Annotated in this window: 18 protein-coding genes, 1 tRNA gene and 1 pseudogene; 11 read left to right on the top strand and 9 right to left on the bottom strand. The window is 63.2% G+C overall.

The window, feature by feature from the left end; all coding sequences use genetic code 11:
* Nucleotides 1–71: 71 nt before the first annotated feature.
* Nucleotides 72–341 (top strand): annotated as a pseudogene (locus ACR652_RS26875) (AI-2E family transporter); the annotation flags it as partial.
* Nucleotides 342–531: 190 nt separating this feature from the next.
* On the top strand, nt 532–873 hold the full coding sequence (locus tag ACR652_RS26870; RefSeq protein ID WP_434509547.1) for a hypothetical protein: 342 nt from the start codon (nt 532–534) through the stop codon (nt 871–873).
* 195 nt (nt 874–1068) lie between these two features.
* On the opposite strand, the gene ACR652_RS26865 is transcribed toward ACR652_RS26870, so the two are convergent.
* Nucleotides 1069–3657, bottom strand: a complete 2589-nt coding sequence (locus ACR652_RS26865) for a YbcC family protein (protein ID WP_434509545.1) — start codon at nt 3655–3657, stop codon at nt 1069–1071.
* 22 nt (nt 3658–3679) lie between these two features.
* On the bottom strand, nt 3680–5269 hold the full coding sequence (locus tag ACR652_RS26860) for an NADH-quinone oxidoreductase subunit L (protein ID WP_434509544.1): 1590 nt from the start codon (nt 5267–5269) through the stop codon (nt 3680–3682).
* A 102-nt stretch (nt 5270–5371) separates the two neighbouring features.
* On the opposite strand from ACR652_RS26860, the gene ACR652_RS26855 reads away from it, so the two are divergent.
* Nucleotides 5372–6256: a LysR family transcriptional regulator gene (locus ACR652_RS26855; RefSeq protein WP_434509543.1), complete on the top strand. Its 885-nt coding sequence runs from the start codon at nt 5372–5374 to the stop codon at nt 6254–6256.
* Between the two features lie 361 nt (nt 6257–6617).
* Here the strand turns inward: ACR652_RS26855 and ACR652_RS26850 are convergent, their stop codons facing one another.
* Nucleotides 6618–7484 (bottom strand): hypothetical protein, encoded by an 867-nt coding sequence (locus ACR652_RS26850; RefSeq protein ID WP_434509542.1) that lies wholly within the window; start codon nt 7482–7484, stop codon nt 6618–6620.
* Between the two features lie 517 nt (nt 7485–8001).
* On the opposite strand from ACR652_RS26850, the gene ACR652_RS26845 reads away from it, so the two are divergent.
* Nucleotides 8002–9381 (top strand): multicopper oxidase domain-containing protein, encoded by a 1380-nt coding sequence (locus ACR652_RS26845; protein ID WP_434509541.1) that lies wholly within the window; start codon nt 8002–8004, stop codon nt 9379–9381.
* A 116-nt stretch (nt 9382–9497) separates the two neighbouring features.
* On the opposite strand, the gene ACR652_RS26840 is transcribed toward ACR652_RS26845, so the two are convergent.
* Nucleotides 9498–9800, bottom strand: coding sequence for a hypothetical protein (locus tag ACR652_RS26840; RefSeq protein ID WP_434509540.1), 303 nt, complete (start codon nt 9798–9800; stop codon nt 9498–9500).
* A gap of 328 nt (nt 9801–10128) precedes the next feature.
* On the opposite strand from ACR652_RS26840, the gene ACR652_RS26835 reads away from it, so the two are divergent.
* Nucleotides 10129–10383: a hypothetical protein gene (locus tag ACR652_RS26835; RefSeq protein ID WP_434509539.1), complete on the top strand. Its 255-nt coding sequence runs from the start codon at nt 10129–10131 to the stop codon at nt 10381–10383.
* 53 nt (nt 10384–10436) lie between these two features.
* Here the strand turns inward: ACR652_RS26835 and ACR652_RS26830 are convergent, their stop codons facing one another.
* From ACR652_RS26830 to ACR652_RS26820, 3 genes are all read right to left on the bottom strand, one after another.
* The gene (locus ACR652_RS26830) at nt 10437–10877 is read right to left on the bottom strand and encodes an RrF2 family transcriptional regulator (protein WP_434509538.1); all 441 of its coding nucleotides are present in this window, start codon (nt 10875–10877) and stop codon (nt 10437–10439) included.
* Between the two features lie 8 nt (nt 10878–10885).
* A complete protein-coding gene (locus ACR652_RS26825; protein ID WP_434509537.1) occupies nt 10886–13126 on the bottom strand; it encodes a family 2A encapsulin nanocompartment cargo protein cysteine desulfurase in 2241 nt (746 codons plus the stop codon).
* A gap of 72 nt (nt 13127–13198) precedes the next feature.
* Nucleotides 13199–14146 (bottom strand): family 2A encapsulin nanocompartment shell protein, encoded by a 948-nt coding sequence (locus tag ACR652_RS26820; RefSeq protein WP_434509536.1) that lies wholly within the window; start codon nt 14144–14146, stop codon nt 13199–13201.
* 145 nt (nt 14147–14291) lie between these two features.
* On the opposite strand from ACR652_RS26820, the gene epsC reads away from it, so the two are divergent.
* The 6 genes from epsC (at nt 14292) to ACR652_RS26790 (ending at nt 19122) form a co-directional block, all read left to right on the top strand.
* The gene (gene epsC / locus ACR652_RS26815) at nt 14292–15236 is read left to right on the top strand and encodes a serine O-acetyltransferase EpsC (RefSeq protein WP_434509535.1); all 945 of its coding nucleotides are present in this window, start codon (nt 14292–14294) and stop codon (nt 15234–15236) included.
* Nucleotides 15237–15284: 48 nt separating this feature from the next.
* Nucleotides 15285–16268, top strand: coding sequence for a cysteine synthase A (cysK, locus tag ACR652_RS26810; protein ID WP_434509534.1), 984 nt, complete (start codon nt 15285–15287; stop codon nt 16266–16268).
* Between the two features lie 154 nt (nt 16269–16422).
* Nucleotides 16423–16680 carry a hypothetical protein gene (locus ACR652_RS26805; protein WP_434509533.1) on the top strand — a complete coding sequence of 86 codons (258 nt, stop codon included), beginning with the start codon at nt 16423–16425 and terminating at the stop codon, nt 16678–16680.
* A gap of 194 nt (nt 16681–16874) precedes the next feature.
* On the top strand, nt 16875–17210 hold the full coding sequence (gene smbP / locus ACR652_RS26800) for a small metal-binding protein SmbP (RefSeq protein WP_434509532.1): 336 nt from the start codon (nt 16875–16877) through the stop codon (nt 17208–17210).
* A gap of 241 nt (nt 17211–17451) precedes the next feature.
* Nucleotides 17452–18180, top strand: coding sequence for a L,D-transpeptidase (locus tag ACR652_RS26795; RefSeq protein WP_434509530.1), 729 nt, complete (start codon nt 17452–17454; stop codon nt 18178–18180).
* A 753-nt stretch (nt 18181–18933) separates the two neighbouring features.
* A complete protein-coding gene (locus ACR652_RS26790; protein ID WP_434509529.1) occupies nt 18934–19122 on the top strand; it encodes a NepR family anti-sigma factor in 189 nt (62 codons plus the stop codon).
* A 94-nt stretch (nt 19123–19216) separates the two neighbouring features.
* Here ACR652_RS26790 and ACR652_RS26785 read toward each other — a convergent pair whose 3' ends face one another.
* Both ACR652_RS26785 and ACR652_RS26780 read right to left on the bottom strand, forming a co-directional pair.
* Nucleotides 19217–19555: a hypothetical protein gene (locus ACR652_RS26785; RefSeq protein WP_434509528.1), complete on the bottom strand. Its 339-nt coding sequence runs from the start codon at nt 19553–19555 to the stop codon at nt 19217–19219.
* An 80-nt stretch (nt 19556–19635) separates the two neighbouring features.
* Nucleotides 19636–19738 (bottom strand) — tRNA-Lys (locus ACR652_RS26780).
* Nucleotides 19739–19841 lie beyond the last annotated feature (103 nt).

The following is a 19841-nucleotide window of genomic DNA, read 5'->3' as shown; positions in this document are numbered from 1 at the left end:
GCGAACGCAACCGACGCCGTAACTCTTCCGCTACCGCGGGCTCCGTCTCGAGCCGCTTGATTGGCCGCGCCATGGCAGCCCTCCATCATGCAAATCCATTGCAACTCGATAATAGTCGATATTTGAGAGACAGGACACTAGGGGCTCCGGCGATGGCCTGGACGCTCGGAGCGTATCTGCTGATCCATCAGACTGAAGGGCATCTTCTCACGCCTCTGATTCAAAGACAGATGGTTTATATCCCACCCGCAGTGATACTGTTCGGAATCGCAGCGATTGGGTCGCTTTTCGGCCTGGCGGGAACGATCTTCGCCGCGCCGATCACCGTTTCCCTCTTTGTGCTCATCAAGAAGCTCTACGTGCGCGACTCGCTTGGCCGGGCGACATTGCTTCCGGGAGAAAGCGGGCCAGGGCGGCCCGGATTCTTGTGCGCGACGCCAATGGGAGCATCGACTCAATCCGGGTGGACGGGCTTGGCACAACCGGATTGGCCGCCGGTTTCGCGGCAGGGCGTCCGGATGAGCCACGGAAATGTTTCGCATCGCAGCGTTCGTGGCCACTGTCATGTTATGCGGGTCGGCATTCGCGCAGACCAACACTGGGCCCTCGTCCAACATGCCGAGCCAGGGAAATACGGGGGCCACACAACAGCCCCTGCCAATGCGGATCCAGAAAAAGCTGAAGGATCAGGGCTTCACCGACATCAAGGTTGTGCCTGAAGGATTCATCGTCACCGCCAAGGATAGAGATGGCGACCCTGTCACTATGGTGATCGGACCGAATTCGGTTGCGATGTTTACGGTCGGCTCGGCTGGCGACAAATCGTCAGCGAACCAGTCTGCAAGCGACGGAACAGCGGACGCCAACCGATAATTCAGGTTCGGACCTTCAAGAGAGCGTCACGCAGAGGCGCTCTCTCTCACCACTCATATGCTTGAGCAGGCGACAAATCTGTTGTCGCTTTTCAGACCGCTCATTCCGCCAGCCATATCCAGGGCAACGAGAAAGGACAGGCGCGATCACTCGCTCTTTCGCGCGTGCATCGCGCCGATCGCCGCGCGCCGCCCGTCACAGGGCTGGCGCTCCTTCATGTCGCTTGAGGTGGCCGGGCGGCGTGGCGACGTCGCGCCAATCGCCCAGCGCCACGAACCGGCGGATGCGGCCGTCGCTCTGTAGCGCGTGGAGATGCAGCCAGCCATTCTCGACGAGCGCGCGCACGCTCTCGTTCTTGCGGAGCACATCCTCCATGGCGGTCTCGGGCGCCTCGATAAAGACATTGAGGCGTAGCGGCTCATGCACGAAACGCTTCCCGTCATGAACCGACTGCAGCGGCAAGCCCGTGCGCAGATCCCCACCGTTGCCCTCGAGCACGCCGATCTGCCCCACGACATTGTGCAGCGTCTTGTTGCCGCTGCCAAAGACCCTATTGTTTGTCGTTGAGCCGAAATACTGCAGATTGATCCAGCTTGCGACCACCATCGGCGCCGTCATGATCAGTTCGAGCACGCGGAAGCCCTCGTCTTTCTCAGGCTCATAACTGTGGAGGAATGCGCGGCCGCCGAGGTCAAGCCCCGCCGTGCGGGCGCGGGGCGCCGCAATGAAGGCGGCGTTTCCGGCGAGTCCCCATTCAGGCCGCACCTGCGACCAATCCCGGCTGCGCGCCAGAACTTTCCGGCTCGTCCCGGAGCCCTTCTCGATTCCGAGCAAGGCCGCGCGTTCGAGGCGCGCAAGATCCCCCGCTGCGGCGAGGCGTTTCTTCAGCGTCGCGATTTCCGCGCGATGAGAGGCGGGCGCTGCGGCTTCGTCGAAGATCCTGACTTCGTCCGTCGTCGTGTCATGCAGCGCGGCGAGGAACCATGTGTCTTCCGGGATGACAATGCCCTTGCCGCGCAGGCCGACGTGGACGTCCGGGTCATTCAAAACCGCGGCCGCGACGCGCGCATTGGCTTCGCCGGTATGGCCGCCGCAGGCGCCGCAATCCAGGCCCGAGCCATGTGGATTGTTCACCGTCGTGGAGCCATGTCCCGCGAGAAGAACGAGGCGCGCGAAGCCATCGGTCATCGACATGGCTTTCAACACGGCCTCCGCCATCGCCAGACGCTGGTCGGCTGTCAGACCCGTCGCCCTCCCGCCGAAGGGGCGCGCATCGAGCCGAGGACCGACACGGCCGATGATGTCCGCGTCCAGCCCATCGAGATTGGGGTCTGGAACCGTGCGGGTGAGGGCGAGACTGTCGGAGACGATTTTCAACGCAAAGCCCAGACCCGCCGTCTCGACATAGGCGAAAGATGAGACCGCCGAGAGCTTGAATGCCTTCCAGGCTTTGGCGGCGCGCCGGCGCAGCTGCCGAAGGTCGAGGATTCGCGTCTCTTCCGCAGAGGAAACGTCCTCGACGGCCTCGCAGATGGTGAAGGCGGGTTTGAGCAATACGGGGCACTGGGCGCCGCCGCGCACATGGCCGATCGGCACATATTCGATGGGGAAGCCAAAGAAGCCGGCGAAGCCGACGGTCTGCGCCTGCGGCCAAACCGTTTCGAGCGACCGCCGGAAGACTTCCGAGCGCACATCGATGCAGAAGGCCGCCTGCGCGGCCGGCCGCGCGGCGCCGGTCCGCCCCCGCGAGGCGCCGACGTGGGACGACAAGCGCCCATAGAGCTTTTTCTGAAACACGATCTCATAGGCTTCATGGAGGATGAGATCGATCCTGAGATCGGGATCGTCGTTGAGGCGATGATCGAGCGGCGTCAACGCCGCCGTGGCCATAGCCTCACGCCACGCGCTCCGGAACGCCATGTCGGTGCGCGCCTCGAAGAGGCCGTAGCCATAGGCGACCCGGATCGCGAGGAGCTGGATCAGCGTGTCATTTGTCTCGCCGTTCAGCTCGGCGTTCCAGACAAGATAACGCGCATAAGCCGCCCAGCCCCCGATATCGAGGAGGGTCCGCAGCAAATAGTCCTCAACGGCGCTCGCGGGGATGCCCAGCCTTGCGATGACAACGTCGATTGTTTCAACAGGATCTTCGGGGAGCGAAAGGACGGTCTCCCGAAAGCGCGCCACGCCCATCGCCTCCGCGCTCAAATCATAGCGTGCTGTCCGGCGCCACGCCGCATAGGGCGCCAGAGCGCGCTGCGGCATGCGCCAGCTCGCCTGCCCCTCGTCGAAATAGGCCGCGCACCACTTCGAGATCTCCTCGATCATGAAGCCGACGAGCGAGGCCTGCCGATCACCGTCCGAGAGCGCGTCAAGAACCTCCGCGACAGTGGAGACGGCGGCGGGGGGAACGCCCTTCACCGTTGAGTCCCGTGCGACGGCGCGCTTCAGCGCCGCGACATCAGCCGGCCGATTCATCTCCAGAGGCGCCCGCGTAAGCGCTTCTTCGAGCGCAGCGTCGTCGATTTCGCCGTTCGCGAGGGCCGTGCGATAAAATCCGCGCGGCATCAACATGTCGACTTTGGCGACGCGCTTCAACGCGGCGGCCGTCGCGGCGAAGGGCTGCCCGGAAAAGCCCAGGAATGGATTCACCGCGACGAAGTGTTTCAGGGGCCACAGCGGAGCGATGCGCCCGCAGGCGTTCTTTATGGCGTCCGCGATCTCCTGCCGTTCGAGGGTAGCCGGGAAGCCAGAGGAATTCGAGCGAAGCTGCACGTGAGCGTTCATTTTCGAGTCCTTCATCATGCAATCAAAGCGAGGAGGATGCTGAGCGATGCGGCCAGATGCGGAGCATGGCGCGATTGGCGAGCGTGTTGAGATAGAGCCCCTGCGAGAGATGGACGTAGACGGCCTGCCAGAAGGGGGAGGTCGCATGGCGCGCCATGACGCTTTGGAACAGGATCACGGCGCCAAAGGAACCAATGATGACGAGTACCAGCGCAAGGTCCTCCGGACCACGCAACGGGGCGGCGGTCGGCAGGCTCGATGCGAAGAGCCGCTCGACGGTCGCATGCAGCGTGAAGAAGACGACTGCGACGATGGCGGACATCGCGAGCGCCTTGCCGAGCACATAGGCCTTGGTGCGTTCGTCGAGCGCATTCGCAATGAGATGCGCGAGGCTCATGAGGAGGATGGTTGCGAGCGTCGCCGCCCCCGGATTGTCGATGACGCCTGCGTGGAACATGCCGCCCACCGCGAAGGCCATCGGCAGGGACGCGGCGAGCGCCAGCGCGAAGCGGGCCGGATGCGGCTGGCCGCCGGGGCTCGGCGTCCAGGAGGCGCGCGCGAGGTCGATGATGCTGCCGGAGCTCAGAAAGGCATGCGCCTTGTAGAGCGAGTGGGCGAGGATGTGCAGCAGGGCCGCCGCGAAGGCGCCAAGGCCGCATTCGAGCATCATGAAACCCATCTGGGCGATCGTCGAATAGGCGAGACAGGCCTTGATCGAGGTCTGGGTCAGCATGACGATGGAGCCAAAGAGCGCCGTCGCGCCTCCGACCAGGGAGAGCATGTGCAGCGCGCCTTCCGAAGGCGCGACAACATCCGCGAGACGCAGCACGAGGAAGCCGCCCGCATTGATCACGCCCGCATGGAGCAGCGCGGAGACCGGAGTCGGCGTCTCCATCACTTCCACAAGCCAGCCGTGGAAGGGAAGCTGCGCGGACTTCAGAAGCGCAGCGAGAACGATCAGCATCGCCGGGAAGGTCAGAGAGTCTGTCTGGCCCGCAGAGGCGGCCGACCGGCCGGCTGCAAACAGCTCGGGAAAGGAAAGCGTGCCGAAACTCGACCAGAGACTGGCCGCGGCCGCGATCAGGCAGAGATCGCCGAGCCGGCTCGCGACAAACTTCTTTTTCGCGGCGAGTTGTGCGGCGGGGCGCTCGGGATAGAACAGCAGCAAGGAGTTGAGACCGGCGCTGGTCGCAATCCAGGCAAAGATCAGGAAGGCGAGATTGCCGGCGCCAATGAGGCTCAGCACAGCGGCGAGCGTAAAGGACAGCCTCTTGAAAAAGAGTCCCTGCCGGGGATCGCCGTCCAGATAGTTGCGGCTGTAGAGCAGGACGATCACGCCGATGAAGGAGACGAGCGTCGCCATGGCGGCGGAGAGCGCGTCGAAGTAAAGGCCGACGCCGACCCCTGCGCCGCCGACCGCGCCGGTCTGGAAGGGCCCATGGAGAATCACCGCGGCGTCAACGCCGAGCGTTACGAGAAAGGCCACGACGCCAGCGCTCAGACCTGCGGCGGCCATGGCGCGAGGAGAAGCATTTGCGGCGCCGCTCGGCGTCAGGCTGACGGCGACAAGTGCGGCCGGGGCAAGGAGGGCCGACCAGGCAAGAGAGTGCATGCGAAGTCTCCGGGTGTCGATGGAGACAGAGACTAGGGCGGGCTGCTTTATTTGCAAAATTCAAATATTGAAAATTTCTGTTCTATAAAATAGAACAGCCGCATGGCCGTTCTGAACTATCATCATTTGCGCTATTTCTGGATGATCGCGAATGAGGGAAGCCTCACGCGCGCGGCGCGCCGCCTGAACGTTTCGCCCTCCTCATTGTCCATTCAGCTCAAGACCCTGGAGGAGCAACTGGGCCAAGCCTTGTTCGAGCGTCATGGGCGTTCTCTGCAACTCACGGAGGCGGGTCGCATTGCGCTGGGCTATGCCGATGCGCTTTTCAAACTGGGAGACGAGTTCGTCAGCACATTGGAAGGGCTGCGGCCAGACGCGCGCCAGACGCTGCGCGTTGGGGCCGTCTCCACCCTTTCCCGCAACTTCCAGATCGAACTGCTGCGACCCTTGTTCGGACGCGCCGACGTGGAGGTCATCATTCAGTCGGGAACCTTTCTCGAACTGCTGTCCAGGCTTCGTGACCACAGGCTGGATATTGTTCTCGCCAACCAGCCGGCGATGCAGGATCAGGACGAAGACTGGCAGAGCACGCTGATCGCCGAGCAATCTGTGAGCCTCATCGGGGCGCCGGGGCTAAAGCGGCGGAAATTCCGGTTTCCTCAAGATCTGGCCAGCATAGGGGTCGCGGCGCCCAATCGTGGCAGCGGGATTCGGAATGCTTTCGACGAGCTGCTCGAGGCTGAAGGGGTCCGCCCGGCATTCGTGGCCGAGATCGACGACATGGCGATGCTGCGGTTGATTGCGCGTGAGGGATTCTGCCTTGTTCTCGTGCCGCCCGTCGTCGTGCTTGACGAATTGGCGAACGGAACCCTCAAGGAACATTGGACCTTCCCGAAAATCAAAGAGGCATTCTACGCCGTGACGAGGAGGCGGCAATTCCCGAGCCCGCTTCTGAAGATGCTCGACCTGCGCCGTCGACAAATCTAGCGCCGGGGAGTCGGAGTTGATCGCGCAGGTCGGCATCAGAACTTGCTGGCGCAGCGACGAGCCGCCTCGCCTTTGGACGCTTGTGAGCAATTTATGCGGACGGTGAAACAAGAAACCCCCAGCGGCGCAGCTGGGGGTTTCCACTCTTACACACTCAGGATCCTGAGTTTCGGAATACGGCGGCGGGGCGCTTGCGCGCGTGATCCGGAAAGCCAGGGGGGTCTCTTCAGGCCTTCGCGGCGATCTCCACTCTTCCCAGCAAGACGATGCTCTGATGCCCCACCGACAAGCTCCCCACCGCATACCGTCGAAGGGGGCGCCATTCCGCCAGTGAAGCGAAACGGCGACCCCGCGTTTTCGATCAGTGGCCGACCTTGTTGCCGTTGGCGGTCAGCGCGCCGGCGAAGGAGTCATCGACCGCAATGGCGTTGCCGTTGAAGGAGTCGTTGATCTTGGTCACGTCGACGTTGGTGAAGGAGAGCGAATTGTGCGAATCCTTGACCAGCGTGCCGCCAGCGACGCCACCCTTGTCGGCGATGTTGATCTTCGAGCTGAGATCGATCTTGGAGACCGAGGTGTTGTCGATGTGGGTGTTGTTCGAGCCGATCGTGACGATGAACGCCGCGCCATTGCCGCCATTGGCGTCGATGCGGTTGCCAACGCCGTCCTGAGCAGCGACGGCGCCGGTGAAGGACTTCTGCGAGGCGAGGTTCGCCTGCGCCGCGCCGACCTTCGCGCCAGCCTCGGCCTCGTTGCGGCCGACGCCCACGCCGACGTTGATCGGGATCAGGTTGACGTCCGCGTCCTGGGCGGCGACGCCCTGACCGGCGATCGCCACCGGAATGGCGGCGGCGACGGCGAGGCCGCGCTGGTCGACGTCATTGCGGGACAGAGCCACAGCCGCGTTCACCGCAATCACGTCAACGTGACCGCCGTTGCCGCCGTTGCCCGAGGCGACGATGCTGCCGATCGTGAAGGCGCCCGGATCGATGTCGACGCGCGCACGCTCCTGGTTGATGGCTTCGTGGTCGAGGTGAACGACGCCGCCGTTGACGAAGCCGGCGTTCTGCACGACCGCGCCGAGGTTGTTCACGCCGATGTTGGTGACGCTGCCGACGTTCACGCCGTTGGCCTGAGACATGTTCGGGCCAACCTGGACGCCGACGTCGCCGGCGAAGGCGGGAGCGGCGAGAATCGTGGCAATCGCAACAAGAGAGAGCTTTTTCATGACAGGATCCCTTAGAAGATCGTCTTTTCACAGGATGTAACGGACGGCCATTTGCGCCAGCCATCCATGACCCCAATAGACCGATCAGTCTTGATCGGGTCTAGTGACAAAAGGTTTCGTTATCCATTTTCAGGAAATTATGTGCTGTTTTTGTCACAACTTTTCCTGACGCGGGTTGCGCGCCCTCGTCCGCTCCTTCTATCTTATGTTATTTTTTCAAGCACTTAGCCAAAAGCTACCCGAGCGAGCGCTTTGCGCGGGCCGCGTGACATCTGCGCCAAGAGCTGATCGCCACGCGCTGAAACGCCGCCAGCTCGTCAGAGTCGACCCGGGCGCCGGATGGCGACGAAGGCCGGCGCACGGTCGACGCGGCGTAACAACGACGTCGGCCGCGCCTCTGCCGGTGAGACTCGAGTCCCAGCGCGAGGGATCTCGCGCCACTTTTCTTCATCGGGGTCGCGCCTAGATTTGCGGTCATTTCCGCAAGCGGGCGGACCCGGCGCCATCCACAGGCCACATGATGAATTCAAACAAAGCCTTAGCTGTCGTCGTCCGTCTCGTCATGACGCTGTTGCCGCTCTGGTCGCAAGTCGCGCCCGTGCGGGCGGGAGACGCCGCCAATCCTGTCGCCCGCCACACCTCTGTTACGTTTACGCTACGGTCGGGGATTGCCGAAGGGCGGATGGTTTTTCTTGGCGTTGGCGGAGACATCGACGGCAAGGTCAACCCGCCACTTGTGCTGCACCAGGGCGAAAGGGCGCAGATCAACATCATTAACGGCGAGGGCGCCGAACACGACATCGTCGTCGATCTTTACGGCGTCCGCTCCAATCGGGTCGTCGGCAAGGGCGCAAGCGCCACGATCTCCTTCATCGCCGACAAGATTGGCGTCTTTGCCTATTACTGCGCCGTTCCAGGGCATCGGGAAGCTGGTATGCAGGGCGTCATGAGGGTCGAGCCCGGCCCACGGAGGGGCGCGGCGCCGCTTGCGACCGAAATATCGCGTGACCCGGCGGATCTTCCGCCGCCAGTGCATGCCGGAACGCCAAGGATTGTGCGGGTGAACCTCACGACGATCGAAGTGAAGGGCCAGCTCGACGAAAAGACAACCTATCAGTTCTGGACGTTCGGCGGAAAAGTGCCAGGCCCGTTCATCCGGGCGCGCCTCGGCGACACGCTCGAAATTCATCTGAAGAATGACCCGGCCAGCATCCTCGCGCATTCGGTGGATTTCCACGGCGCGATCGGCCCGGGTGGAGGATCACAATTCACCCAGGCCCTGCCGGGGGAGGAAAAGGTCTTCAACTTCAAGGCGGTTGTTCCGGGTCTCTTTGTCTATCATTGCGCCACGCCAAGCATTGCCCAACACATCTCCAATGGCATGTATGGGCTGCTGCTCGTCGAGCCTGAAGGCGGGTTGCCGGAGGTTGACCGGGAATTTTACGTCATGCAGGGGGAACTCTATACGACCAAGCCCTTCGGCTCGCAGGGCGAGCAGGAGATGAACTACGAAAAGCTCATTTCGGAAGCCCCGGATTATTTTCTCTTCAACGGCGCGGTCGCCTTCGCGAGGGAACATCCGCTGCGGGCGCGCCTGGGGGAGACCATCCGCATTTTCTTTGGGGTGGGAGGTCCGAATTTCCCTTCGGCCTTTCATATTGTTGGCGAAATGTTCGACCGCGTGCGGAAGGGTGGAGGCGCGCCGCTCGCAGATGAGCAAACGGTTTCCATCGCCCCGGGGGACGCGGCGACATTCGAACTCAAGACGAGAGGCGTGGGGCATTACAGTCTGGTTGACCACGCCCTTTCGCGAATCGAAAAAGGCCTTGAGGGTGTTCTGATCGTTGATGGACCGCGCGACGCCGGCCTCATGCACGCGGGTCCGGTCAAGCGATGACGAAGGAGGGCAGCCCCTGCGCCCCCGGCGCCGCTCAACCGGCAAGACGCCCCGCCGATACATCCTCGGTCGGGGCGCTTCCTGTCAGCTCCTGATTTGGATCCAATCGGCCCAGATCAACACGCCCAAACCCAATTGTAGCCGTTCCAGACGTAGCATGAATTGCCGCCATAGGCCCCCGCCGCGGCCGCACCCGCCGCCGCCGCTCCTAATCCCAATGCGGCCCCAGCCGCGACCGCGCCGGCGCCGTAGCCGGGTCGATAATAGCCGCCGCGATAGCCGTAGCCGCCGCGATACGCGTATCCCCCTCGATAGCCGTAACCGCCTCGATACCCGCCGCGATACCACGCCAATGCTTCTGTTGCAGGTAGGGCGATCGCCATGATGACCGCCACTGTGGTTGCAATTTTGCGAAACATGATTTCTCTCCTCTGGCTCCACCCACACTCCAGTATGGGTCTATCCAAGCCACGGTTACAACCACGCCCTCGTGCGGCCTGAATCAGAAAATGCAGGACTCCCTGCTGGCGCATCTGCCGCCAGGGCGTTCGTCGCGCCTTCGAAAAATCTACGCGAACCACTTGTGGAACGCAAATCGCGGTCTGGTGCGCGCGGAGGATCTCCACGAAGCTCGCTTTTGAGGTCATGAGCGCCATTTAAGGAGGATCGTCGGCAATCCGATTCAGTAGGCGTCGACGGCCGAGAGATCCCACGCGCTCCCGCTTACGATGCGAACCGGAGCGCGCCATGACGCGGATCCTTGAACGGCTTTATATTTGCGCGCAGGAATTGACTGCTTTCCAGCGCCGTGCGACCGACCTTCGATCCGAGACAGACAGCCTGATTTCCGGGAGCCGACAGGCCATCAATCAATCCCTCGTGATGATCGCGGCGACGGGCGGCGATGGCGCTGGACGGGCGTCCACTGACCCGCTTTCCGACGAATTTCCTGCACCGCGCTCGCCGTCCGAAGACATTGATCAAACGACCAATCGGGGTTGAGACGAGCGCCGTCGCGAAGCGCCTCCTGCGCACCATGGGATGGCCCGACGAGCCTACACGGTCCAGTGGCCGTCCATGCCCGCGAGGCTCCGCATGCGTTCCAGCGAGCAATTGTCGAGAACGTCGGAGAGGGCCTGTTGCGCCCTCTGCATGACGCGGCGAACGGCGCATATGTTTTCGTCGATGCAGTCGTCGCAGCGCCGATAGCGGGTCTTGCTGGCGCAGGGCACGGGCGCGAGCGGCCCGTCGATCGTTCGGACGATGTCGCCGATCATGATCTCTCGCGCCGGGCGGGCGAGCAGATAGCCGCCGCCCTTTCCCATCTTCGAATGCACGAAACCTGCGTTGCGCAACTCACAGAGAATACCGTCCAGAAACTTCTTGGGGATTTGCTGGCGCTCGGCGATCTCGAGCACCGGAACCGGCTGGCCATATTCCGCGCTGGCGAGATGCACCATGGCCTTGAGCCCGTATTTCCCTTTCTTGGTCAGCATGGCGCCCCCTAAATCCGCCCTCTGCCCGCCTGCAGTTTGAGGAGCGCCGCGACCAGCGTGTCGACGTCGGCGCAAGTATTGTAGAAGGCGAGCGAGGGACGCACGGTGGCTTCGAGGCCGAAGCGGCGCAGGATCGGCTGCGCGCAATGGTGCCCGGCGCGCACGGCGATGCCCTCGCGATCCAGCGCCTTGCCGACCTCGGGCGGGCTGTGCCCGTCGAGAATGAAGGAGAGGACAGACGCCTTTTCGGCCGCCGTGCCGATGAAGGTCAGCCCCGGCACGAGCCGCATCTTCTCAGTGGCGTAAACGAGGAGATTGTGCTCGTAGCGCGCGATCACCTCCATGCCAATGCTCTCGATATAGTCGATCGCCGCGCCGAGGCCGACGGCGTCGGCGATATTGCCCGTGCCCGCTTCGAACCGCTCGGGCGCGTCCTGGTAAATCGTCTTCTCGAAGGTGACGTCGGCGATCATATTGCCGCCGCCCTGCCACGGCGGCGTATGTTCGAGCACCGCGTCCTTACCGTAGACCACGCCAATGCCGGTCGGGCCGAAGACCTTGTGGCCCGAAAAGACGAAGAAGTCGCAGTCGATCGACTGCACGTCGACCGGCATGTGAGAGACGGATTGGGCGCCATCGATCAGCACGCAGGCGCCGTGGCGATGCGCGATCGACGTGATCTCATGCACGGGCGTCACCGTGCCGAGGGCATTGGACACCTGCGCGACCGCGACGATGCGCGTGCGTGGATTGATGAGCTTCTCATATTCTTCCAGAATGATCTGGCCGCGATCGTCCACCGGGGCGACGCGCAGCCGCGCGCCCTTTTCGGCGCAGAGCATCTGCCAAGGCACGATATTGGCGTGATGTTCGAGATGCGAGACGACGATCTCGTCGCCCTCGCGCACATTGCGCCGGCCCCAGGCCTGGGAGACGAGATTGATCCCCTCCGTCGCGCCGCGCACGAAGACGATGTCCTTGACGCTCGGCGCCTTCAGAAAGCGGCGCACCTTCTCGCGCGCGGCTTCATAAGCGTCGGTCGAGCGCGCGGCGAGCGCATGGGCGGCGCGGTGGATGTTGGAGTTCTCGTACTCGTAGAAATGCGACAGCCGGTCGATCACCGATTGCGGCTTCTGCGTCGTCGCGGCGTTGTCGAACCAGATGAACGGTTTGCCATGCACCTGCTGCTGGAGGATCGGGAAGTCGCGCTTGACGCGATAGGGGTCGAAGACGCCCCGCGTCTGCGCCGAGCCCGCGGAAAGCTGCGGCGCATAGCCCTCGGGCGCGGCTGGCGCCGCGGCGGGGGACGAATGGCCGCCGCTGTGGCTGACAAAATACAACGCGTCGCTCGCAGCCGGCCCACTCTGGCCGGGCGAGGGAAAGCTGTCGAAGCCGCTCGACACTTGCTCGCCGCCGACGGGCGGCGTCGCGAGCGAGGCTGCGTCGGAGAGGCGATGCGGATCGGCTTCGGAAGGCGTCGGGATGACAAAGCTCTCCGGCGCGGGCGTCGCGGTCGCCTCCGCCAACGCAGGCGCGCTCGGAGCCGAGACCTGAATATCCGGGTGACCGAGCTCGGGCTGCGGCGCCACGCCCGGCGTATGCGGCGCAAAGGACGCGGGCGCGGCCATGGGCGCCGGTGTAGAAATGCTGCGCTCGTGCAGGAAGTAGAGATTATCGACTTGCGCCGGCGCGCCGCCGCCAGGAACGCCCGTCTCCGTTAGCCCGAGAGTGGACGGCGGAAAATGGTTCGCGGGCACGAGCGCCAGCTCGTTGAGTTGCGTGCCCGCGAGGAGGCGTGGAATCAGACTGTAATCCACTTCCGCAGGAAAGCCGCTCGCGCCCGACGCGCCGGGCTGCGGAATCTGGTCGAGCCCGAGCGGGCGCGTCGGTGCTTGGAGGCCGGTCGGCGCGGCCGGCGCCGGGATGTTGGGCGTCGGCACGACGGAGGGGATCGTCGTCTGCGGAATGTCCGGCGGGCCGAAAGGCGCGCGCGCCGGCGCATGGGGCGCAACCGTGGTGACGACAGAGGGCGCTGGCGCGTCGGGCAGGCTCGGCGTATGCGCCGGCGGGCCGAAGGGCAGCGGCGCGGGCGACAACGCAACCGGCGGCTGCTGGAAGAAGGCGTTGGCGAGCCGTGCGATCAAATCCGGATCGAGGACCGGCCGCGCATGATCGCCAACGTCCTGCGTCGGAACGGCGTCGAGCGGCAAATCGGCGGAGGCGGGCGCGGCGGGTTTGGCGGACGACATGGGCGCGGACTTTCTCAGATTGACAAAAGCCGGCGGCGGCGGCGCCGCCGGCATTCTTCAGGGCGACGCGCGTCAGACGCGCTTGTCGTCATATTCGTGGAATTTGCTCACATCGACGTCCTCGAGCACGCCGAGCGCGTCATGCGTCAGCACGGCGGCCGAGCAGTAGAGCGAGATGAGATAGGAGGCGATCGCCTTGCGGTTGATGCCCATGAAGCGGACCGACAGGCTCGGCGCCACCTCGCCAGGAACGCCTGGCTGGAAGAGACCGATCACGCCCTGCTTCTTTTCGCCCGTGCGCAGCAGCAGGATGTTGGTCTTGCCGTTCTCGTCGATATAGAGCTTGTCGCTCGGCACGAGCGGCAGGCCGCGCCAGGTGATGAAGGGCGAACCGAACAGCGTGACGGTTGGCGGCGGCACGCCGCGGCGCGTGCATTCGCGCCCGAAGGCTGCGATGGCGCGCGGATGCGCCAGAAAGAACGCCGGCTCTTTCCAGACTTTCGAAATCAGCTCGTCGAGATCATCGGGCGTCGGCGGCCCCTTGCGGGTCTTGATCCGCATCGACGCATGCGCATTGGCGAGAAAGCCATATTCCGCATTGTTGATGAGCTCGGCCTCCTGCTTCTCCTTCACCTTTTCGGTGAGGAGACGCACCTGCTCCTGAATCTGATCGTAAGGATGGTTGTAGAGGTCTGAGACGCGGGTCTGCACGTCGAGCACCGTCGTCACCGCGTTCATGGAATATTCGCGCGGCGCGTCCTCGTAATCGACGAAGGTCTCCGGCAGATCGGCGTCGCGGTCGCGCGCCGGGCTGCATTGCACGTCCGCGTCGGTCAGCGCGGAGGATTCCTTGACGCGGTTCAACCGGTAAATGCCGGCCTCGACCGGCACCCACGGCAGAAACGAAACGAGCCACCTCGGCGTAATGCCCGACCATTGCGGGCGCGTTTTGGTGGCGTTGGCGAGCTGGCGCGCGGCCGCCTCGCTCAACGTCCGGCGGACTTCCGGTTCTGTGGTCATGCACTCTCCTTGCAAAGACGGCTGGCGGCGAAAATTCCCCCCGCGCCAAAATAGCGGTTGATTTAGTCCGTTTAGTCTATCTATCTTATGAAGTAAATACGCCAGAAGCTGTGGCGCGGGAATTTTCACGAGAAGGTCGGAACAGATGACGGGGACGCTGGAAAGTGACGCACTGGCGCCGGAACGCCCACGATTTCATGGAGTTGTGTCGGACCTCGCGGCCCTGCGGAAAGCCTCCCGGGCGCGCCGCTACGGAAACGGCGTCTTTCCGCCGGAGCTCCCGTCCCGCTCCGTCATCGCGAAACTCCTGACCGACCTCGCGGCGATTCTCTATCCGCGCCATTTCGGACCGCCAGAGGAGCAGCTTCATGCGCCGGAACATTATCTGGCGCGGCAACTCGATCGGCTCTTCCTCGCGATCCGCGAACAAATTCGCCGGGAAGTGAAGCTGTTTGTGGCGGACGCATCGGAAGAGGCGGTCGATCGGCGCGCGACAGAGATCGCCGAGGAATTCGTCCAGGGCCTGCCGCGCGTTCGCGCGCTGCTCGACGCCGACGTCAACGCCGCCTATCTCGGCGATCCCGCCGCCAAGAGCATCGACGAGGTGATTTTCTGCTACCCCGGCGTTCTCGCCCTCATCAACCATCGTCTCGCGCATCGTCTCTACAGGCTCGGCGCGCCGATGATCGCGCGCATCATTTCGGAGATCGCGCATTCGCAGACCGGAATCGACATCCATCCGGGAGCTACGATCGACGAGGGTTTCTTCATCGATCATGGGACTGGCGTCGTGATCGGCGAGACCACAATCATCGGCAAGAACGTGCGGCTCTATCAGGCGGTGACTCTCGGCGCGAAGCGATTCAGCGTCGACGAGAACGGAGCGCTCGAGAAAGGCAAGCCGCGCCATCCGATCATCGAGGACGAGGTCGTCATCTACGCAGGAGCGACCGTGCTCGGGCGCATCACGATCGGACGCGGCTCTTCGATCGGCGGCAATGTGTGGCTCACCCACAGCGTGCCGCCCGGCAGCAACATCACCCAGGCGAAGGCGCATGTCGAATTCTTCGACCATGGCGCAGGCATCTGAAGCGCGCCGGCGGCGGACCCAAGCGACTCCCGGAAAGGAACGCGACCCATGACGATACACAGTGCGCGCTTTACACCCGCCGCCCGACCAGGACGCGGACGCATCTATGACTCCATCACCCAGACCATCGGCGACACGCCGCTGGTCCGGCTCGACCGGATCGCACAGGCCAAAGGAGTGAAAGCGCACATCCTTGCCAAGCTTGAATTCTTCAATCCGATTTCCAGCGTCAAGGACCGCATTGGCGTCGCCATGATCGACAGGCTGGAAGCCGAAGGCCGAATCGCCCCGGGGCGCACCGTCCTGATCGAGCCGACCTCCGGCAATACCGGCATTGCGCTCGCCTTCGTCGCCGCCGCGCGGGGATACAGGCTCATTCTCGTCATGCCGGAATCGATGTCGCTCGAACGGCGCAAGATGCTTGCGCTGCTCGGCGCCGAACTCGTGCTGACGCCGGCCTCTCACGGGATGAAAGGCGCGCTCGCCAAGGCTGATGAGCTCGTCGCCAGGAACCCCGACGCCGTCATTCCGCAGCAGTTCGAAAACCCGGCCAATCCGGAAATCCACCGGCTCACCACGGCGGAGGAAATCTGGAACGATACGAACGGCGAGATCGACTATTTCGTCGCTGGCGTCGGCACCGGCGGGACCATCACCGGCGTAGGACAGGCGCTGAAGCCGCGCCGCCCCTCGCTCCGCGTCGTCGCCGTGGAGCCGGAGGACTCCGCCGTTCTCTCCGGCCGCCCGCCAGGACCACACAAGATTCAGGGCGTTGGCGCCGGCTTCGTGCCGGCGATTCTCGACCGCGGCGTCATCGACGAAATCGTCACTATCGGCAATCAGACGGCCTTTGACACGGCGCGTCTCGCCGCCCGGCTCGAGGGTGCGCCCATCGGCGTCTCGTCCGGCGCCGCGCTTGCCGCCGCCCTGGAAATTGGCGCGCGGCCGGAAACGGAGGGCAAGACGATCGTCGTGATCATTCCGTCCTTCGCCGAGCGCTATCTCTCGACCGCGCTGTTCGAAGGACTGTGAGCCGGGCCGTTTCCAAAGCGCGATCTGGTGACGGTTGATCAGCAATTCGGCGGATGGCGCGCTGCGCACAAGAAATTCTACGCCGATGGCGGGGTCTTCGATGAGAGTCAGAAAAGATAGGGCTCGCGCCAACGATCAGGACCTCCGTGGATGCATGGCCAGCGGCCGGGCATTCCCGCTCCTGCGGATGATCGTGCTCGCCGCCGGTATGGCGCAGGCTTTGTTCTGGTCGCTCACGATCGGGTTCATGCGGAATGGGCTTTTGCCGTTCGATCTTGTTTTTCTCTGGCTGACTGTTCCGGCCCTGGCGCTGGGAGTTCTGGATGACTCCCTGCCGCTCGCGGCGGGGCTGGCGCTGGCCGGCTTCATCATCAACGTCGGCTTGCTTGCCTTGTTTGCCGGCACAGCCTAGGCGAGGGTTTCCGCCAGTGGCGCAACGGATCAGATCGTCGCCGCCGGCACATAAACCTGGATTTTGCAGTTGCGTTTGGCGTGCTTTTCTCAAAACGCGCCGAATGATTTGCGGTTTGTTATGGACTCTTTCAGTCCATACAGTATCGTTTTGGAGGTTGCGGCTTTTCAAAATCAAGCAGTTGGAGAGGAACAATGAACCGTAGAGCCTTCGCCCTTGTCATTGCGCTTGGCGTCGCTGGCGCGCTTACGCCTCGCCTGGCGTTTGCCGAAGATCATTTGGCTGAGGCGATCAGCCACACGAAGGAAGCGATTGACCATGGCAAGCAAGGCCATGCCGATGTGCTGACGACTCACGCCAAAGCGGCCCTCAAACATGCTGAGGCGGCGGAGAAAGCGAAAGCCAATCCGCATACGAAAGAAGGGATCACGCATCTGAAAGCCTCGATCGCGGAAGGCAAGAAGAAGAACGCCGAGGCCGCCACCGGCCACGCCGAGGAAGCTTTGACCCATCTCGAACAAGCGCAATGATCGCGATCGCCTGAACGGACGACGCCCCCGCCGCAAGTCGCGGCCGGGGCGTCATCTTGAGCGGTGGCGTTTCTCTCTGCGCCCACCTTCCATGTGGCGACGGGTCGCCAAATTTGGCGCATCACCAGAACCGCAGCGAAGCCTCGAGCTTGCCAATCGCGCCCTGTGATGGCAATTTCGGCCCCAGCAAAGACTTTTTAGCGTTTTTACGCCACAGTCTGGTCTGATTGGGCAGCAGAACATGAAATACTCAGAAATCCTCATCAAGGGCGATCGATTGGACGACGCCGTCGAAAGGTGCGAGGGAGGCCCGCTCGGGCTACGGTCGCGCGGTCTCGACCGCAGGTCGTTTCTCTGCGGCTCTGCCGCCGGTCTCGGCGCGCTGGGACTTACCGGCTGCGTGACGTCCGACGACATGGGCCGCGCCGAGGCGGCGAAATTCTACGCGGCTGTGCCCAGCGAGAGATTCCCGATTCCGGCGGTCGATATCGGCAAGCTCGATCCGAAATTCTTTCGCCAGACCGTGCGCTACGAGACCAGGGAAGCGCCCGGCACGATCATCGTCGATCCCCGAAACTACTTTGTTTACCGCATTGAAGGCGACGGAAACGCCACCCGCTACGGCGCCAATGTCAGCCGCCCCGGATTCCTGTGGAGCGGTGAAGTTTATGTTGGCCGCAAGGCTGAATGGCCGGTCTGGACGCCGCCCAAGGAGATGATCCAGCGCCAGCCAGAGGCGCGTCAATATGCTCGCGGCATGCCCGGAGGCCTCGACAATCCGCTCGGCGCCCGCGTGCTCTATCTCTACAAGAACGGCGCCTACACGGTCTATACGATCTACAGCACCAGCGACCCCGACACGATCGGCTCCGGCATCACCAGCGGCTGCACCGGCCTTCTCAGTCAGGACATGCTCGATCTCTATTCACGGACGCCGGTGAAGACGAAGGTGGTCATGCTTCCAGCATAGCCAAAGGCGACGTCTGTGGAGGCGCCGCTCATGCAGCGCCTCTCTGATCTTCCCTGCGGCCCCGCGACGCTGAGCTGTGACGCGCGGCATAAAAGCACTGTTTAAGCTTTCTCGCGGCAAGGCGCTCGCCGCTGATCACGATCAAAGCCTTCGAGGGGCTGCGACCGATCGATGCAATCACGCACCGACGAGCGCGCGCATACTGGTCGCCGCGCATGTCGTCTTGTTGATGGTCTCGACGGGAGCTGCTGCATTTTTGCCCGCATGCAGTTCGACATCCCCCAGACTTGCCGTTCACGCGAAAACGCGTTCTCACGCCCAAGCTGAAACGCTGGCGTCTCGGCTCGACTCCCGCTTCTGAAGCAGAGCCGGAACGAACCGCGCAAACTCCCAGAGCGCTTCCCGCCGCCTGCTGCGGCGGCAGTCATCGCATCGCATGTCTTCGTTTTCGCTGCTTTTACCCACGTCCCCGCACCACCCCTGGTTTTGCTCGGGTCGATCGACGCAGAGCTTGTGCCAGAAGGCGATTTCTTTGAGGCCGAGAGCCAGCGCGTCCATTTCGACTGAGCACGATCATTTTCACGAGACGACGCATGGATATCGCCTCGATGTCGCCCTCGGACTCTTCCTGAACGCGCGCCCGATCAGCAAAATCAAGCGCCAGGCACGCACGCGATATTGTGAAAAGGCGTGGATCAGCCACGAGAGCGTTTTTGTTAGAGATGAACACACAACGCGGGCAACCACCCCCGAATGCCCAAAATCGATCCTTCGCCCGAAGACAAGGCCGTCATCCAAAGCCAGATCGCCAGCGCGCTGCGCTGCGCCTACGAAGACACGCTGAATGAGCCTTTGCCAGATCAGTTTGTCGCGCTGCTGGAACAATTGGGGGCGCAGGAGGAGGCGAGTGGAGGAATTGCGGCGCCCGAGAAGCCGGCTTGAACCGCGCCCGCCAAGCTGCGACCCCGAGACCGGCATGGAACACACCCGCGACGGGACGCGTTCCCGGCTCAGTCTTTCGTGAGAAGAGGAGGACTTACGGATGCGGCTTATTCTGGTTGATAACGAGAGTGAGCTGGTGCGATGCAATTATCTCATCCAGCCTTCCGGCCTGAACGCGCCGCTCGAGCATTTTTGCAAGATTGCGGCGTCGCTTCTCGAAGGTGATGAGGTAGAGCCCGACCGTTTTGAATTTGGCTCTTTCAGGCCCTATCGGGAAGTCGGCGGCTACTTCGTCTTTGTCGCCGGCGAGGAGTCCGCCTTCATTTCCCCCACCACGCTCGAAGACGTCATGGGGAGATACGACTGCATCGGTTTTGTCCGCCGCGCGCGCGATCGTAACGAAGTGGAGAAGCCGCCCGCGGTCGGCCGACATGGTCCGCACCCCGGGTCCGCCATGAAGCCAGTCTTTCAGGATCGTCAGCGGCCAAGAACCAACGTCATCCGTTGATTGATTGGTGGGCGCACTAGGGCTCGAACCTAGGACCCGCTGATTAAGAGTAAGCGCGTCAACCCCGTCAAGACGCGACAGGAGATACAGCGGACCCGACGCTATCCCTTGCATTATGTCTGATGTGGTGCTTACCTCCTGACTTAAGATGACACAAGCAGCCAGAAAGCTGCCTTCCGCCGGGTCCGCTGGGGGTCCTCAGGAGTTGTCG

The sequence above is a fragment of the Methylocystis sp. genome (assembly GCF_051061225.1).
GTDB lineage: Bacteria > Pseudomonadota > Alphaproteobacteria > Rhizobiales > Beijerinckiaceae > Methylocystis.
Note: the sequence above shows the minus strand (reverse complement) of the source record. Positions and strands in the feature narration are given on the sequence as shown.